This window comes from Streptosporangium sp. NPDC000509 (genome assembly GCF_042898365.1).
In the GTDB taxonomy this organism is placed as follows: Bacteria; Actinomycetota; Actinomycetes; order Streptosporangiales; family Streptosporangiaceae; genus Streptosporangium.
In genome coordinates, this window is record NZ_JBIAYX010000002.1 from 20,365 (window position 1) to 36,306 (window position 15,942).

Here is a 15,942-nt window from a genome sequence, read left to right on the forward strand (position 1 = left end):
CGGACCACCGGGGCTCTCTCTACAGACGTTCGATGATCGTGACGTTCGCCTGGCCGCCGCCCTCGCACATCGTCTGCAGCCCGTACCTGCCGCCCGTACGCTCCAGCCGGTTGAGCATCGTCGTCATCAGCCGCGCACCGGTCGCCCCGAGCGGGTGGCCGAGCGCGATCGCCCCGCCGTCCGGGTTCACCTGGGCGGGGTCGAACCCGGTCTCCTTCAGCCAGGCGAGCACCACCGGCGCGAACGCCTCGTTGATCTCCACGGTGTCGATGTCGTCAGGGGTGAGCCCGGTCCGCTCCAGTGCCCGCCTGGTCGCCGGGATCGGCGCCGAGAGCATCATCAGCGGGTCGTCGCCCATCACCGTCATGTGGTGAACGCGCGCCCGCGGTGTCAGCCCCAGATGCCTCACCGCACGCTCCCCGGCGATCAGCAGGGCGGCCGAGCCATCGCTGATCTGGCTGGCGCAGGCGGCGGTGATCCGGCCGTCGGGCAACAGGGTGGGCAGCGACCTGATCTTCTCCCAGTCGGGCTCGCGCGGGCCGTTGTCGGCGGACAGGCCGCCCAGCGGCGCGATCTCCGGCTCGAACAGCCTCTCGGCGTTCGCGCGCAGCGCACGGGTGTGCGACTCGACCGCGAACCGCTCCATTTCGTCGCGCGAGATGTCCCAGTGTGTCGCCATCATCTCGGCGCCCCGGAACTGGCTCACCTCCCCCTTCCCGAACCGGCTCGTCCACCCCTCGGAGGTGGAGAACGGGTCCTCGAACCCGAGTGCCCTACCGGAGTCGGCCGCCGACATCAGCGGCACCATGCTCATGTTCTGTACGCCGCCGGCCACGACCAGGTCCATCGTGCCGCTCATCACGGCCTGGGCGGCGAAGTGCACGGCCTGCTGCGCCGAGCCGCACTGCCGGTCGACGGTGACCCCCGGCACGTGGGCCGGGAAGCCCGCCGCCAGCCAGCAGGTGCGGGCGATGTCGAAGGACTGCGGGCCGACCGAGTCCACGTTGCCGAACACCACGTCGTCGACGAGCGCGGGGTCCACCCCTGCTCGCTCGATCAACGCGCGGATGACGTGCGCTCCCAGGTCTGCCGGATGGATCGTGCTCAGCGGCCCGCCGCGTCTGCTCACCGGAGTGCGGACGGCGTCGATGATGAATGCTTCAGCCATGCCGCCGACCGTACGGACGGAACGTTAACCGGCCGTGCGCCACCGGATCGGGCGGCGTTACCCCGCCCCTGTCCCCGTACGGCCGGATCGGCTGCTCGAACGTCCCGCGCCCTCGCGCGTGCGCGTCGTCGACCGCGTCACGCCCTCGTCCTCGCCCGGCCGGGCGAGGGTCAGATGACGGACCGGGCGGCGAGGTCGGCGATCTCCTCCGGCGAGCGGCCCAGCTCGGCCAGTACGTCGGCCGTGTGCCGCCCCAGCTCGGGCACCGGGTCCATCCGCGGCTCGGCCCCGTCCAGGGAGATCGGCGGCAACAGTGCCCGGATGGGGCCACCGGGTGTGCCGACGTCCCGCCATCGGTCACGCTCGCGCAGTACCGGGTGGTCCAGGAAGTCGGCCACCGTGTTCACCCCGGCGTTCGCGACCCCGGCCTGGTCGAGCAGTTCGGCGGCGTCGGCGCCGTCCAGCTCGGCGAAGCGCGCGTCGACGATGGCCTCCAGCGCGTCCCGATCGGCCACCCGCAGCGTGTTGGTGGCGAAACGCGGGTCGGTCGCGAGCTCGGGATCCTTGAGGAACACCGCGCAGAACCGGATCCACTCGGCCTCGTTCTGGATGGAGAGCAGCACGGTCCGCCCGTCGCGGGCGGTGAACGGTCCGTACGGGGCGATGGTGGCGTGCCGGGCACCGGCACGCGGCTGCTGGCGCCCGCTGCCCGCGGTGTAGTTGGCCGGCTGCCCCATCCACTCGGCGAGCGCCTCGAACAGCGACACCTCCAGCGTGGCCCCCCGCCCGGTGACCTGCCGCTGGTACAGGGCCGTCAGTACCGCGCCGAAGCCGTACATCCCGGCGGCGATGTCGGCCACCGAGACGCCGACCCTGGCGGGCTCGTCCGCCGACCCGGTCAGTGAGACCAGCCCGGCCTCGCACTGGACCAGCAGGTCGTACGCCTTGCGCCCGGCCCACGGTCCGTCACCGCCCCACCCGGTGATGCCGAGCACGATCTTGCGTGGGTCCCGCTCCCTGACGGCGGCGGCGGCGAGCCCGAGCCGGTCGGCGGCGCCGGGGCCGAGGTTCTGGACGAGCACGTCGGCCCGGTCCACCAGCTCGTGCAGGATCTCCCTGCCGTGCGGGGACTTCACGTCCAGGGTGACCGACTCCTTCGAGCGGTTCAGCCAGACGAAGTAGCTGGACTGGCCGTGCACCGACTCGTCGTAGCGACGGGCGAAGTCGCCGGAGCCCGGTCGCTCGATCTTGATCACGCGGGCGCCGAGGTCGGCGAGCTGGCGGGTCGCGAACGGCGCGGCGACCGCGTGTTCCAACGTCACGACGGTGATCCCGGTCAGCGGCAGCACGGCTCCCCCTCGGTTGATCAATATAAAATATAGAGTTTTACTCTAGGGCATCAGGGTGATCAGGCTTTACTCGGGTATGCCTTCTGATCAGCCGATTCATGACCGAGGGCGTGAACGGAGAGAAAATATCCTATGAGGTCCCTGACGGGGTCTCATCGTCCGCGGCCTGCCGATCGAACTGCCTGGCCAGCAGGTCGCCGGAGTTCACGATGTGATCGTGCATCGCCCTGCGCGCGGCTTCCGCGTCCCCGGCCCGCAGCCCCGCCAGGATCCCGGCGTGGTCGTGCAGGGTCGCCTCGGGCCAGCCCTCGATCGCGGAGTAGAAGCGGGTGGGAATGTAGCGGCCGGTCAGGCCGAGCACCCAGGTGATCTTTCTGGCGCCCGCCACCAGGTTGATGTGCCGGTGGAAGGCGTGGTTCCTCTCCTCAAGCAGAGTCAGGTCCTTGCGGTGCGCCGCGGCCAGCAGCTCGTGGTGCAGCGCTTCCAACTCGCCCAGATCCTCCGGCGTCGCCCGTACCGCGGCGCGGGCCGCGAGCTCGCCCGAGATCAGCGCGTGCGCCTCGAACAGGTCGCGGACGTCCTGACCGGTGAGCGGCGCGACCTGGAAGCCGCGCCGGGGCAGCAACTGCAGGAAGCCCTCCACCCGGAGCACGTGCAGCGCCTCGCGGGCCGGCGTCGCGGAGATGCCCAGCGCCTGGCCAACCGCCTCCGGCCGGACCGAGTCGCCAGGACGCCACCGGCCCGACATGATCATGCTGCGGATGTAGGAGGCGGCCGCGTCGCTGAGCTGGGGGCGGTCCGCCTCGGAGGTCCGGGGCGCCCCGTCCGTCGGGGCCGTTCTCGCGCCCCCGGTCACTCTGCCGCTCATCGCACGACCTCTCGCCTCGATCGGGGCTTCTTCCCGGCGTCCCACCTGCGCCGACGATCCTAGGTGGATACGAAGGGCCGCGACACGGCCTCGACGAGCGGACGCTAGACGGGCCGGGGCACGGAGGCCCACGCGGGAAGGGTGAACCACCGGGGCACGGCGCGGCGCAGCGCCTCCGGCCCCTGCACCTCGACCTCGTGCAGGCGCAGCGCGTCCGGCCAGCTCAGCTCGCCGCGCCAGACCTCGACCATGCTGCGCACACCGGCGGTCACCGTCACGGTCACGGCGTGGCCGGGGTCCGTGTCGCAGACGTCCACCTCGTCACTTGTGATCACAATCCACCAGCGCCGACTTTTGGGCGGAACGTCCGGGAAGCGGAACTCGATGACCGTCCGCCCGTCGGGAACGACGCTCCGGTCGACGTTGCGGTGCATGTCCCACAGCAGCAGCTTCGGGTCGAGGTCCTCGTCGCCCAGCTCACCGATCCAGCGGATGCCCCATGCGGCGAGCGCCTCGACCACCGGTCGCAGCTCGTGGCCGGCCGGGGTGAGAACGTAGCGCACGTCGTTGTTCCTGACGTGCCTCTCCACGATGCCGGCGTGGGTGAGCTGGTGCAGCCGTCGGGAAAGCAGCGTGGGGGACATGCGCGGCAGGCCGCGACGCAGCTCGTTGAAACGCTCGGTCCCGCACACCAGTTCCCGGATGACGAGCAGCGTCCATCGTTCGTCGAGCAGTTCGACGGCCTTGGCGACCGGGCAGAACTGGTGATACGAGGAGCCCATACCTCGGAGTCTAGATTCAGCCGCCACGAACGCCAGAGGGCGACGACGGGGGGCGGCGGGGACAGCACCGGACGGCGGTACAGATCGTGTACTGGATGGCGAATCCAGCACTCCCTACCGTCGATTCCAGTCCACCGCGGATCACGACGAGGGAGCAGTGCGATGACGCCACATAACGACCCGACAGAGGCCGACCGTGCCCTGAAGGCCAGGCACCGCGACATGTGGGCGCTGGGTGACTATCCCGCGGTCGCCGCCGAGATCATCCCCGATCTGGGCGCGATCCTGGTCGAGGCCTGCGGGGTGGGACGCGGCGACCGTGTGCTGGACGTGGCCGCCGGATCGGGGAACGCCGCCATTCCCGCGGCGCTCGCCGGGGCGAGCGTGGTGGCCGGCGACCTCACCCCTGAACTCCTGGAGGCCGGACGCGCCCTGGCGGCGCGGCGCGACGCGGCGGTCGAGTGGCGGCAGGCCGACGCGGAGGCCCTGCCGTACGCCGACGGCGAGTTCGACACGGTCATGTCCTGTGTCGGGGTCATGTTCTCTCCCGACCACCGGGCCAGTGCGGGCGAGCTGATCCGGGTCTGCCGCCCGGGCGGCACGATCGGCCTGCTCAACTGGACGCCGCAGGGGTTCATCGGTCAGATGTTCGCGGCGATGAAGCCGTACGCGCCCCCGCCCCCGCCCGGCGCGCAGCCCCCTCCGCTGTGGGGCGACGAGGATCACGTCCGCGCGCTGCTCGGCGACGCGGTCACCGACGTCGTCACGCGCCGGCGGACGGTCACGATCGACCGGTTCGCTCACCCCGGCGCGTTCGTCGACTACTTCAAGGCCAACTACGGCCCGACCATCGCCGTCTACCGAGGGCTGGCCGGGGCCCCCGACCGGGCCGCCGCCCTGGACCAGGCTCTCACCGAACTGGCACGCGGCCATCTCCAGGGGGAGGAGAAAACGGTGATGGAATGGGAGTATCTCCTGCTCACCGCCCGCAAACGCCACTGACGAGCTCTGCTTCGCCGAGGGGGGATCGAACCGGGACCTGACCGGCCTGACCGGTCAGGTCGTCGTTCTCTCCTTCGGATCGGTCAGGCCGGTCATGACCAGGTCGGCGAGTTGCCGGTACGCCTCGGCGGCGTCGAGGCCGGTGCTCGACTGGATGGTCCCGCGCTGGATCGCGCCCATGATCTCGGCCGCGACGGCCCCCACGAACGACGCGTGCACCGGGCGCAGCGCACCCGCCCGCACTCCCTCGGTCACCAGGGCCTGTACCCGCCTGGCCGCGTACCGGGTGTTCTCCTGATACACGTCGTTGGCCGGGCCGAAGTCGGCCACGTCGGCGAAGAACCTGGCCGAGGCCGGTTGGAGCTCCGAGGCGACGGCCTCCAGATAGATCACCAGTCGTCGCGCCGGGTCGTCGGAGGCCGCGACCCGGGCCTCGATGCGTTCCGCCGTGTGCTTGAAGAACGAGCGCACGGCCGCGACGACGATCTGCTCCTTGCTCGGCGCCACGGCGTACAGGGTGGTTCTCGAACACCTCAGCCGTTCCGCCAGGTCCCCGATGCCGAACGAGGAGAATCCCTCACTCAGGAACAGCTCTCGAAGCTGGACCAGCGTCTCCTCGCGGCGCATGCGAGCCTTCCCCGGAATCGGCATGAGGCCGACTCTACGGCAGAGTACCAAAACTGATACCGTGGTACTCATATTGGTTTCTGGAGGAGCCCATGCCCGCGTCACGTGTCATGCCCACCAGCGAGAGCGCCGACCTGATCACCCTCGTCCGAGACCTCGCCGCCAAGGAACTCCTGCCCAGGGCCGCCCAGGCCGAGGCCGACGAGGAGTTCCCGCGCGAGGTCTTCAGGACCCTCGGCGCCGTCGGCCTCCTCGGTCTCCCCTACCCCGAGGAGTACGGTGGCGCGGGCCAGCCGTACGAGGTGTACCTGCAGGTGCTTGAGGAGATCGCGGCGGTCTGGTCGAGCGTCGGTGTCGGCGTGAGCGTGCACGCCCTGTCGTGCTTCGGGCTCGTCAGGTTCGGCACCGAGGAACAACGGCGAGAGTGGCTGCCGGACATGCTCGGCGGCGACCTGCTCGGCGCGTACAGCCTGAGCGAGGCGCACGCGGGCTCCGATCCCGCCGCGATGAGCACCCGAGCCGTACGGGACGGCGACGACTACGTGCTCGACGGCGCGAAGGCGTGGACGACCCACGGCGGGCACGCCGACTTCTACCAGGTGATGGCGCGGACCTCCGACGACCGCAAGGGCATCTCCTGCTTCCTCGTCCCCGCCGACGCCGAGGGCCTGAGCGCCGACCCGCCCGAGCGCAAGATGGGCCTGACCGGATCGGCGACCGCGACCATACGCCTGGACCACGTCCGCGTTCCCGCCGGGCGCAGGATCGGCGCGGAGGGCGACGGCCTCAAGATCGCACTGGCCGGTCTCGACTCCGGCCGGCTGGGCATCGCGGCGGTCGCCACCGGGCTGGCCCAGGGGGCGCTCGACCAGGCCGTGGCGTACGCGAAGGAGCGGCAGACCTTCGGCAAGCCGATCATCGAGCACCAGGGCCTCGCGTTCCTGCTCGCCGACATGGAGGCGGCCGTCCAGAGCGCCCGCGCGACGACGCTGCACGCCGCGCGTCTGAAGGACCGAGGGCTCCCGTTCAGCCGGGAGGCCTCCATCGCCAAGATGGTCGCCACCGACAACGCCATGAAGGTCACCACCGACGCCGTTCAGGTCCTCGGCGGCTACGGCTACACCCGTGACTTCCCGGTCGAGCGCTACATGCGCGAGGCGAAGGTCATGCAGATCTTCGAGGGCACCAACCAGATCCAGCGCCTGGTCATCGGCCGCGCGCTCGCCGGGAACCCCGGCGGAACGATCACCAGCGCCGACGGGGAGCGGAGCTGAAGCAGAGCGGCGGGCCGGTCTCCCATCGGCCCGCCGCTCTTCTCTTCTTCAGTGGGTTTTCAGCGGGTAGCGGCGATTCCGCCGCCGCGGGGGAGCGGGATGGTTCACATCTCCGCGGTCGGAGCGGCCTGCTCGCCGGTCGGGGCGGCCTGCTCCCCCGTCGGGGTGGCCCTTTCCGCACTCTGCCGGATCCGCTCGATCTGCGCCTGGGTGACGTTGAGGGTGCCGAATTCCTTGACCGCCTGGTAGTAGGTCCAGGCGAGGCTGTTGCAGGTGCCCCTGGGAATGGTGGAATATCCCGCGCAGACCTGCCTCATGTCGAAGTAGAACGCGTCGTCGATGCGCGCCTTGTTCGCCGGGAACTGGCTCACCGCCTTGTAGTTGCGGTAGCCGAAGTCGTGGCGTCGGCACGACATTCTGAAGTCGAAGCCGAGCGGCTGGTCGGGGCTGGCCGAACACAGGTCGGTCGACCAGTCGAAGTTGTAGTCCGCCCAGCTTCCCTGGTTCTGCCAGGCGGAAACCCAGCTCGCGGCGCTCGCCGCCGTAGGCTGACTGAAATTGGAAAGTGCGGCGAGTTTTTGCTGCAACGTCACCGCGTAGGCGGGCAGGGTTAATCCGAGTAGTACGGCGAAGGAGAGGGAGACGGTTGCGAGGGCGCGCTTGACCATGGACTCTGCCTTTGTCCGGGGGATACCTCTCGCGGCGGGATGCCGCCACGGCCTAACAATGAGGCGAAATATCCTGTGACGCCGAGACATATCTCCGTGAAGATCTGCGCCGATATTCGTTAACGGAGGCTCTTTACAGCTTTTACGGTGTGAAGTAAGAGCGATTGGTGCCGGGGAGTTCCTCGCCCTCGTGGCCGACCACGGCGGGCCGACGTGCCGACGACGACCACCTGTACGAGATCGGTCCGGTAGGGCCGGTTCTTCGGCCGGGCGGACCATTTCCGGTGGCCCTCGCTTCCGGCGATCCCTGCCGGAAGAGGCCGGCCCTCGTCGTCACGGATGATCGCCGATAGCTGAACCAAGTGAGCGAGCGTGTGGCGGTGAGCCACAATCGCCTCATGACGGCACCACTTACCGGCGCGGTCCAACTCCCCGACGGAACCTGGGTGCGCGGCCGAGGGCTGCGGAACGCCGCCCCCACCGGCCCGGCCCCCGACTTCGCGCTCTACCTCGGCTCCGCGCGCCTCCGGCAGCGCCACCAAAGCGATCTGTCATGGCCGCACGAATGGATCCGCTGGCCGGACTTCCTGCTGCCCGTGGACCGGCACGCGGCCGCCCGCTCCATCGTCCACCTGCGCGACCAGGCGCGATCGGGACTCGCCGTCGAGGTCGCCTGCGACGGCGGGGTCGGCAGGACCGGCACCGTCATGGCCTGCCTCGCGACCCTCACCGGCCTGCCCCCTCGGGAGGCCGTCGAGTGGACGCGCGCGCACCATCACCGCCGCGCGGTCGAAACCCCCTGGCAACGACGGTGGGTGGCGTGGTTCTCCGCCCGGCCGGAAGCGTGATCCCACCAGGCCGCCGTACGCCTCTGAGGACGTACGGCGGCTCGCCGAAGGAGGGCTCTCCCGGAGAGCCGTGGACACCCGCTCGTCACGGACGTACCGCGACTCCCCGAGAGCGACGCCCTTCGCCCGTCACGGACGTACGGCGCCCCCCTGTCAGGTGAGGAGAGCGTCCCCGATCCAGCCGTTCGGTGAGCAGCCCGGCGGGACGGCGAAGACGGCCGAGCCGATCGGGGTCGTCCACTCGTTGAGCAGGTCGGCCTCGGCCAGCCTGCGCTGGATCGGCAGGAACTGCCGGGAGACGTCGGCCTGGTAGGAGGCGAACAGCAGCCCGGAGTCGGCGTGCCCTTCCGAGGTGAGCCCCTCGTCGTAGTTGTAGACCCTGCGGAAGATCCGCAGGTTCGGGTCGGCGACATGGGCCCGGCGGATATGGGCCTGCTCGGAGATGACGGGGAAGCCGATCGCGTTGAGCTTCTCGAAGTCGGCCTCGTCGTGCTCGTCGCGCCCGGTGAGCGGGGCGCCGTTGTCCAGGCGGCGGCCCACGGTGAACTCCTTGCCGACCCGGTCGACGGCGTCCCAGGTCTCCATCTCCGCCCGGATGCGCCGCAGCACCAGCGTGGTGCCGCCGCGCAGCCACTCCGGGCCGTCGCTCACCCACACCGCCCGGTCGAACTCGGGAGTGCCGGGTACGGGGTTGACGGTCCCGTCCAGCTGGCCCATCACGTTGCGCTGGGTCAGCCCGGCGGGCTGGGTGTAGGCGCCGCGCCGGAAACCCCGCTGGATCCAGCGGACCTTCGCGAAGGAACGGGCGTCCTTGACGACCATGCGCAGGGCGTGGGCCAGAGTGAGGGCGTCGTCGGCGCAGATCTGCAGCAGCAGGTCCCCGCCGCTCCACTCCTTCCTGAGCTTGTCGATCGCGAAGGCGGGCAGCGGCGCCACCGCCTCCGGAGCGCGGCCGGTCAGCCCGGCCGCCGTGAGGAAGCCGGGGCCGAACCCGAAGGTCACGGTGAGCCGGGCGGGCAGTACGGCCAGCTCAGGTTCGGTGTCGGCCAGGGCGGGCCTGCCCTGGGTGAGCCGCCGGGCGTCGTCGGTGAGCAGCCGCATCATCCGCGCGAGCGCCTCACGGTCGACCTCGGGCCGTAGGTCCAGTCCGACGAACACCCCGTACGTCTGGGGCGCCGTCGCGATCCCGGCCTGATGGAGGCCGTCGAAGGGCTCCGTCGCGGCACCCGCTGAGCTTTCGGGACCTCCGGAGGCCGGAGCGGGCTGGGGGACGACCGGGGGGACAGCCTGGTCGGGGGCGCACGCGGCGAGGGCGCCGACCGCGGTGGCGGCGCCTCCCGCGAGCAGTCCCCTGCGGCTGAGTCGGGGTTCTGGCATGGGCTCTTCTCCGTTTCCCGCTCAGCCGTCGCTCTCGCCCATGTGCATGTCGCCGTCGCCCTTGTCGGCCTTGTCTCCTCCCATGTCCATGCCGGGCTGGTAGTCCTCCTTACCTCCGGCGAAGTCCTTGCCGACCGCGGTGAACTCCACGGTCCGGCCGTCCTTGAGGGTGAGGGTGAAGGGGATCTGCGCGCCGGGCCTCACCGCTTCGGTGACGCCCATCAGCATGATGTGGTCACCACCGGGCTGGAGCTGGTGGGTGCCCTTCGCAGGGATCACGATCCCGCCCTCCTTGGGACGCATGATCATCTTTCCCTTGGAGTCGACGACCTCGTGCAACTCGATCACCGGTGAGATCGGCGAGACACCGGAGACGATCGTCACCTCGGCGTCGGTGTTGTTGACCAGGGTGCCGAACGCGGCACTCATCCCCTTCTTCGTGGTCTTCACCCACGGATCGGTGACCGTCAGCACGGAGGCGGCCGCGGAAGGGGTCGCGGAGGGGGCGGCGGCGGGCGCGGCGGTGCCGGGGGCGGCGGCCGGTTCCGGGGCGCCCTGGGAACCACATCCGCCCAGGACCATCGCGACCGCGACCAGGAGTCCCGCGGGGGTGGTCCGGCGAACTCCGTTACGGGGGAATCCAGTGATTCCGGCACGGGTGATACGACGAGCAGGCACGTTGACGCCTTTCTTCTGGCCGGATCGGCAGGCCGCGGCCGAACGCCGCCTCGATAGGGCCATGCCGGACATGCGGCCGGGATTGTCACGCTGGTACAGGTCCGCCGAGCAGCCGGGAAGGCCGCGTCGGCGCAGGACCGCGCGTACGGTGCGTACGGCGGTAGGGAACGGGTCAGGTGCCCGGATGACCCAGAGCGGTCAGCCGGTCAGCCGAAGGTGGCGGTGACGATCCGGGGTGGGCCGCGCCGGCTGACGACGTGGCGCAGCACGGCGGAGCGCAGGGCTCCCGGCTCGATCGCGCCCGCGGTGAGGAAGGACGTGTACGCCGGGGTCACGACCGCGACGAGCACCCGGCACAGCCGGACACCGAGCCGTCGCAGCAACTCCCAGAGCACCGCCTCGCCGCGCGCCAGCCACAGAGCGGTGAGCCCGACGGCCCAGCCGTGCGCCACCAGCATGCCCAGGCCGGGCAGCAGCCCCGAGTGGACGTGCCCGATCATCTGGGCCATCTCGGCGGGGGACGCGGCGTGCGCGAGGGAGAACATCACGTGCACCCCCGCCTGCACGCCCGCCAGCAGCGGCAGGATCACCGCGAGCGTCCGTTCGCGCCCTGAGACCGCGAAGGCCGCGAGGAAGGCGAGAGCCAGCGCGGCGGCCGCGCTCGGCACGGAGACCGAGCCTCCCGCCAGGACGTGCGCCAGCACGCTCAGCCCCAGGCAGACCGCGGCGAAGGCGGCCGCGCGGGCGAGGCGGAAGGGCAACGTCGCGGGCATGATGGGGAAATCATCCCACGCCACCCCGGCGGTGCGAAGTTCGAGACCCACCGGGTGCTCCCCCCTCGCCACGTCCGAGATCCACAGGCGGCCCGGGGTCAGAAAAAATCTTGAAAGAAAATCCGGCCGCCGTGTCGAATCGGTCCGTGCTCGTTCGAAGCGTGGTCGAAGGCCGGAGGAACACGAGAACCGGCCGGACCGTTCGAAAACAAGATCAAAAGGAGAGACACGATGCGATACATGATCACCCTCAAGGTCACCCACCGGCCCGACACCCCGCCGCCCGCCGAGCTGATGGAGGCGATCATGAAGCTCGGCGAGGAGGGCACCAGAGCGGGCGCGTTGCTCGACAACGGCGGGCTGGCTCCGAGCGTCGAGGGGGCGCGGGTCGAGCTCACCGAAGGCAGGATAAGCGTCACGGACGGTCCGTTCGCCGAGGCGAAGGAACTGATCAGTTACGCCCTCTACCAGGTCCGGTCGAAGGAGGAGGCCGTCGAGTGGACCTCCCGCTTCATGCGGCTGCACCGCGACCACTGGGAGGGCTGGGAGGGCGAGGCCGACATCCACCGCGTCTTCGGCCCCGAGGACTTCGCCGCCCCCGCGTGAGACCGTCCTCGCCGACGCCCCGGTGAGAGTCCCCACGAGAGGACTCTCACCGGGGCGTCGGACGAGGTGGTTGGATCGGGGGCATGACGGTTGGAGATCCCCACCGGGTCATCGAGGCGGTCTGGCGGATCGAATCCGCGAGGGTGATCGCGGGACTCGCCCGGATGGTGCACGATGTCGGCCTGGCGGAGGAGCTCGCACAGGACGCCCTGGTCATCGCGCTGGAGCAGTGGCCCACGGCCGGTGTGCCCGACAATCCCGGTGCCTGGCTCATGCTCACCGCCAAGCACCGGGCGATCGACCTGCTGCGCCGCAGGAACCGGTACGAGCGCAAGCTCGAAGAGGTCGGCCGGGACATGGAGATCCGCCAGGAGTCGGCGGAGGCCGAGCTGGACGACGCCCTCGACGACCACATCGGCGACGACGTGCTGCGTCTCCTCTTCACGGCCTGCCATCCCGTACTGTCCACGGAAGGGCGAGTGGCGCTCACCCTCCGCCTGCTCGGCGGCCTGACGACGGAGGAGATCGCCCGCGCCTTCCTGGTGCCCGAGCCGACCGTCGGGCAGAGGATCTTCCGCGCCAAGCGCGTCCTCGCCGACAGGCGGGTACGGATCGAGATGCCCACCCCGGCCGAGCTGGGCGACCGGCTCTCGTCGGTCCTGGAGGTCGTCTACCTCGTCTTCAACGAGGGATACTCGGCGACCGCCGGTGACGACTGGATGCGCCCCTCGCTCTGCGAGGAGGCGCTGCGCCTGGGCCGGATCCTGGCGGGTCTCATGCCCGAGGAGTCCGAGGTGCACGGCCTCGTCGCCCTGATGGAGATCCAGGCGTCCCGCACGCGCGCCAGGACGGGCCCCGGCGGCGAGCCGGTCCTCCTCCTCGACCAGGACCGGGGCCGGTGGGACCGGCTGCTCATCCGCCGCGGGCTGGACTCACTCGCCCGAGCCGAGGCGCTCGGCACACTCGGCCCGTACGGTCTGCAGGCCGCGATCGCCGCCTGCCACGCCCGCGCGCTGTCCGCCGACGACACGGACTGGGAGCGGATGGCCGCCCTCTACCGGGTGCTCGCCCACGTCGCCCCGTCGCCCGTGGTGGAGCTGAACCGCGCGGTCGCGGTGGACATGGCGTACGGCCCCGAACGCGGTCTGGAGATCGTGGACGGGCTGGTGGCGGAGCGCGCGCTCAGGAACTATCCGCTGCTGGCGGCGGTACGGGGTGACCTGCTCGCGAAGCTGGGCCGCCTCGACGAGGCGCGCGCGGAGTTCGAGCGGGCCGCCGCGCTCACCGGAAACGAGCGCGAACGGACCCTCTTCCTCGCCCGCGCGACCGCCGAGCACTGACCACCGATTCCGCACCCCACGCGATGTGACGAGCGCCGGTCACCGATTCCGCGCCCGCTTGGCCTCGCGGGCGGCTGAGGGCGCGGGCCGCGGTGGATGCCCGACACCGTGGACCGGAGTCCCCCTGTCGAGAGTTCCAGCTGTCGTACTCACCAGTAACTAAGTAGCGGCGCTCACGCCCCGGGAACCGATCGTCCCGAAGATGATGTGCATGACACGACCGGTGAAAAACACGACGACGTCCGCTTTCTACGCGCAGGCCGTCATCTCCTTCGGACTGTCGGTGGCGGCCCTGGGGATCGGCATCGCCTACCTGCCGGTGAACACCTGGGTCCGGTCCTTCATGGGACTCGGGCTGCTCTATGTGGTGACCTCGACCTTCACGCTCGCCAAGTGCGTCCGGGACCGGAACGAGGAGGCCGCCGTCGTCAGCCGCGTCGACCAGGCCAGGCTGGACAAGCTGCTGGCCGAGCACGACCCCTTCAAGAACGACTGACGGCGACGCCGTTCGTGGTGCCCTCGCACGTTTCAGTGCCCGTACCGTTCCGCGCGCACCCGGTCGGGGGAGGCGGCCGGAGGCTCCGCTCCCGGACCGGGGAGCACGTCGACATCCGCGGCGTTCATCGGCCGGTCGCACACCGCGCAGCGCAGTTCGACGTGGCCGATCTCGCCGCAGGCGTGGTGGCGGTAGAGAACCGGCGGGCCGGCCTCGCCCGCCGTCCACCGGTCGCCCCAGCGCACCATCACCAGGAGCAGGTCGCACAACTCCAGGCCCTTGGTCGTGAGCGCGTACTCATGGCGAGGCGGTCGGCTCGAATACTCCCGCCGCTCCAGCACACCGTTCTCGACCAGCCACCTGAGCCGCTCGGCGAGCACCTTGCGGGAGATGTCCAGGCTCTGCTGGATCTGGTCGAAGCGGTTGATGCCCACGTAGACGTTCCGCAGGATCAGCGGCGACCACGGCTCACCGATGACGTCCAGCGTGCGGGCGATCGAGCAGGCCATATCACCGAATCGGGTTCGCTGCATGGGGGCAGTCTAGGCGAGAGGGTTCCCTGAAGAAACGGTCTCCTGCTACCGTTCCCTCGTTAGTTCCTTGAGGGAACCCAATGGAGGGGGAGCATCATGGACCGCCCTCAGGTCGTCTCGGCCCAGGATTGGCAGGCCGCGCGGGAAGCGCTGCTGGCGAAGGAGAAGGAGCTCACCCGCGCGCAGGACGCGCTCGCCGCCGAAAGACGCAGGATGCCGATGGTCCGGATCGGGGGCGAGGGCGGGGCCGGCGGGGAGTACGTGTTCGAGGGTCCGGACGGGCAGGCCAGCCTGCTCGACCTGTTCGAGGGACGGCGCCAGCTCATCGTCTACAGCTTCATGTGGCTGGGGGCCGACACCTTCTGTTCGGGGTGTTCGATGTTCACCGACAACATCGGGCACCTGAGCCACCTCCACGCCCGCGACACCACGGTGGCGCTGGTCTCCCGTGGCCCGATGGCCGAGATCACACCGTTCAAGGAGCGCATGGGCTGGACGATCCCGTGGTTCTCCTCGCTGGGCAACGACTTCAACGACGACATGGGAGCCGGTGACGGGTTCGCGCTGAACGTCTTCCTGCGCGACGGCGACACCGTCTACCGCACCTACCTCACCACGGGGCGGGGAGTCGAGCGGCTCGGCAGCGGCTGGACCTTCCTCGACCTGACACCGTTCGGCCGGCAGGAGACCTGGGAGGACTCCCCGGAAGGGCGGCCGCAGACCTCGCCCTACACGTGGTGGCGCCTGCACGACGAGTACGAGGTCTGAGCATCACCCGATCGACGCACCTGCTCGCGCCCTGCCCGTCGCCCGCGCGAGTAGTTCTTGATCGCCGGGAGTGGGCCCGACGGAAGGTGACCCGTCGGAGGCCCGCACAAGTCTCCACCTGTCGTCGAACCGGTCGCTCTCCCCGTGCCGATACCCTTGGCCCGAGCCCAAGGACGCCCGCGCGTACGGGAGACCCGGCGCGAGGACAGGAGAGAACAACAGGTGGCGAGGCCGTCCGACACCAAGGCGCGCATCCAGGCGGTCGCACGAGAACTGTTCGCCGAGAAGGGCGTGCAACAGACGAGCCTGCGGGACATCGCCCACCGGCTCGGGATCACCAAACCCGCGCTCTACTACCACTTCACCTCGCGGGAGGACCTGCTCCGCAGCATCGTCCAGCCGCTGGTCGACGATGTGGACGACTTCCTGGCCGACATCGAGGCGAACGCCCCGCAGAGCCCTCGCGACCTTCTCCAGGGCTACTTCGACATCACCTTCAGACACCGGGAGGTGACCGTGATGGTGGTACGCGATCTGTCCACCCTGGCCCACCTCGATCTGGGGTCTCGCATGGGCCACTGGCGTCGGCGGCTCATCGCCCTGCTGCTCGGCCCGGACCCCGACCTGGCCGCTCGCGCCCGCGCGGTCGTGGCCATCGGCGGACTCTCGGACTGCACCGTGGAGTTCGCCGACGTGCCGGCCGCGACACTCGGCCCTCCGGCGGTGGCCGCCGCGCTGGCGGCACTCGGGGCCGCCCCGTCGGCAGCCGGATGAGACCCGCTCCC

18 protein-coding genes are annotated in these 15,942 nt (G+C 70.4%); 8 read left to right on the forward strand and 10 right to left on the reverse strand.

Annotation, left to right across the window (positions count from 1 at the left end; translation table 11 throughout):
• Nucleotides 1–19: 19 nt before the first annotated feature.
• The 4 genes from ACFY3D_RS03535 to ACFY3D_RS03550 form a co-directional block, all read right to left on the reverse strand.
• Nucleotides 20–1,168, reverse strand: a complete 1,149-nt coding sequence (locus ACFY3D_RS03535) for an acetyl-CoA C-acetyltransferase (protein ID WP_389974415.1) — start codon at nucleotides 1,166–1,168, stop codon at nucleotides 20–22.
• A 170-nt stretch (nucleotides 1,169–1,338) separates the two neighbouring features.
• A complete protein-coding gene (locus tag ACFY3D_RS03540) occupies nucleotides 1,339–2,517 on the reverse strand; it encodes a CaiB/BaiF CoA-transferase family protein (protein ID WP_350942927.1) in 1,179 nt (392 codons plus the stop codon).
• Between the two features lie 130 nt (nucleotides 2,518–2,647).
• A complete protein-coding gene (locus ACFY3D_RS03545) occupies nucleotides 2,648–3,385 on the reverse strand; it encodes a GntR family transcriptional regulator (protein WP_389974418.1) in 738 nt (245 codons plus the stop codon).
• 104 nt (nucleotides 3,386–3,489) lie between these two features.
• Entirely contained in the window at nucleotides 3,490–4,167 is a 678-nt protein-coding gene (locus ACFY3D_RS03550; protein WP_389974421.1) for a winged helix-turn-helix transcriptional regulator, read from the reverse strand.
• A gap of 162 nt (nucleotides 4,168–4,329) precedes the next feature.
• Between ACFY3D_RS03550 and ACFY3D_RS03555 the strand changes: the two genes are divergently transcribed.
• Nucleotides 4,330–5,169, forward strand: coding sequence for a class I SAM-dependent methyltransferase (locus ACFY3D_RS03555; RefSeq protein ID WP_389974424.1), 840 nt, complete (start codon nucleotides 4,330–4,332; stop codon nucleotides 5,167–5,169).
• Nucleotides 5,170–5,223: 54 nt separating this feature from the next.
• Here the strand turns inward: ACFY3D_RS03555 and ACFY3D_RS03560 are convergent, their stop codons facing one another.
• Nucleotides 5,224–5,820: a TetR/AcrR family transcriptional regulator gene (locus tag ACFY3D_RS03560; RefSeq protein ID WP_350942923.1), complete on the reverse strand. Its 597-nt coding sequence runs from the start codon at nucleotides 5,818–5,820 to the stop codon at nucleotides 5,224–5,226.
• Between the two features lie 68 nt (nucleotides 5,821–5,888).
• Here ACFY3D_RS03560 and ACFY3D_RS03565 point away from each other — a divergent pair, with 68 nt between their 5' ends.
• Nucleotides 5,889–7,070, forward strand: a complete 1,182-nt coding sequence (locus ACFY3D_RS03565; RefSeq protein ID WP_389974428.1) for an acyl-CoA dehydrogenase family protein — start codon at nucleotides 5,889–5,891, stop codon at nucleotides 7,068–7,070.
• 104 nt (nucleotides 7,071–7,174) lie between these two features.
• Here ACFY3D_RS03565 and ACFY3D_RS03570 read toward each other — a convergent pair whose 3' ends face one another.
• Nucleotides 7,175–7,738: a phospholipase gene (locus ACFY3D_RS03570; RefSeq protein ID WP_389770392.1), complete on the reverse strand. Its 564-nt coding sequence runs from the start codon at nucleotides 7,736–7,738 to the stop codon at nucleotides 7,175–7,177.
• Between the two features lie 398 nt (nucleotides 7,739–8,136).
• Here ACFY3D_RS03570 and ACFY3D_RS03575 point away from each other — a divergent pair, with 398 nt between their 5' ends.
• Complete coding sequence (locus ACFY3D_RS03575; RefSeq protein WP_389974431.1) at nucleotides 8,137–8,586, forward strand: protein-tyrosine phosphatase family protein; 450 nt, start codon at nucleotides 8,137–8,139, stop codon at nucleotides 8,584–8,586.
• A 153-nt stretch (nucleotides 8,587–8,739) separates the two neighbouring features.
• Here ACFY3D_RS03575 and ACFY3D_RS03580 read toward each other — a convergent pair whose 3' ends face one another.
• The 3 genes from ACFY3D_RS03580 to ACFY3D_RS03590 all read right to left on the reverse strand — a co-directional run bounded on the left by ACFY3D_RS03580 (nucleotide 8,740) and on the right by ACFY3D_RS03590 (nucleotide 11,465).
• Nucleotides 8,740–9,963 carry a Dyp-type peroxidase gene (locus ACFY3D_RS03580; protein ID WP_389974434.1) on the reverse strand — a complete coding sequence of 408 codons (1,224 nt, stop codon included), beginning with the start codon at nucleotides 9,961–9,963 and terminating at the stop codon, nucleotides 8,740–8,742.
• A 21-nt stretch (nucleotides 9,964–9,984) separates the two neighbouring features.
• Nucleotides 9,985–10,641: a copper chaperone PCu(A)C gene (locus ACFY3D_RS03585; protein WP_389974436.1), complete on the reverse strand. Its 657-nt coding sequence runs from the start codon at nucleotides 10,639–10,641 to the stop codon at nucleotides 9,985–9,987.
• 206 nt (nucleotides 10,642–10,847) lie between these two features.
• On the reverse strand, nucleotides 10,848–11,465 hold the full coding sequence (locus ACFY3D_RS03590) for an MFS transporter (protein WP_350942917.1): 618 nt from the start codon (nucleotides 11,463–11,465) through the stop codon (nucleotides 10,848–10,850).
• 180 nt (nucleotides 11,466–11,645) lie between these two features.
• On the opposite strand from ACFY3D_RS03590, the gene ACFY3D_RS03595 reads away from it, so the two are divergent.
• From ACFY3D_RS03595 to ACFY3D_RS03605, 3 genes are all read left to right on the forward strand, one after another.
• Entirely contained in the window at nucleotides 11,646–12,020 is a 375-nt protein-coding gene (locus ACFY3D_RS03595) for a YciI family protein (RefSeq protein WP_389974439.1), read from the forward strand.
• Nucleotides 12,021–12,103: 83 nt separating this feature from the next.
• Complete coding sequence (locus ACFY3D_RS03600; protein WP_389974442.1) at nucleotides 12,104–13,360, forward strand: RNA polymerase sigma factor; 1,257 nt, start codon at nucleotides 12,104–12,106, stop codon at nucleotides 13,358–13,360.
• A gap of 211 nt (nucleotides 13,361–13,571) precedes the next feature.
• The gene (locus ACFY3D_RS03605; protein WP_350942913.1) at nucleotides 13,572–13,856 is read left to right on the forward strand and encodes a YiaA/YiaB family inner membrane protein; all 285 of its coding nucleotides are present in this window, start codon (nucleotides 13,572–13,574) and stop codon (nucleotides 13,854–13,856) included.
• Nucleotides 13,857–13,888: 32 nt separating this feature from the next.
• Here the strand turns inward: ACFY3D_RS03605 and ACFY3D_RS03610 are convergent, their stop codons facing one another.
• Nucleotides 13,889–14,389, reverse strand: coding sequence for a winged helix-turn-helix transcriptional regulator (locus tag ACFY3D_RS03610; RefSeq protein WP_389974445.1), 501 nt, complete (start codon nucleotides 14,387–14,389; stop codon nucleotides 13,889–13,891).
• 96 nt (nucleotides 14,390–14,485) lie between these two features.
• On the opposite strand from ACFY3D_RS03610, the gene ACFY3D_RS03615 reads away from it, so the two are divergent.
• Nucleotides 14,486–15,157 carry a DUF899 domain-containing protein gene (locus ACFY3D_RS03615; protein ID WP_389974448.1) on the forward strand — a complete coding sequence of 224 codons (672 nt, stop codon included), beginning with the start codon at nucleotides 14,486–14,488 and terminating at the stop codon, nucleotides 15,155–15,157.
• A gap of 222 nt (nucleotides 15,158–15,379) precedes the next feature.
• Nucleotides 15,380–15,931 (forward strand): TetR/AcrR family transcriptional regulator, encoded by a 552-nt coding sequence (locus ACFY3D_RS03620; protein ID WP_362896560.1) that lies wholly within the window; start codon nucleotides 15,380–15,382, stop codon nucleotides 15,929–15,931.
• Nucleotides 15,932–15,942: the final 11 nt, after the last annotated feature.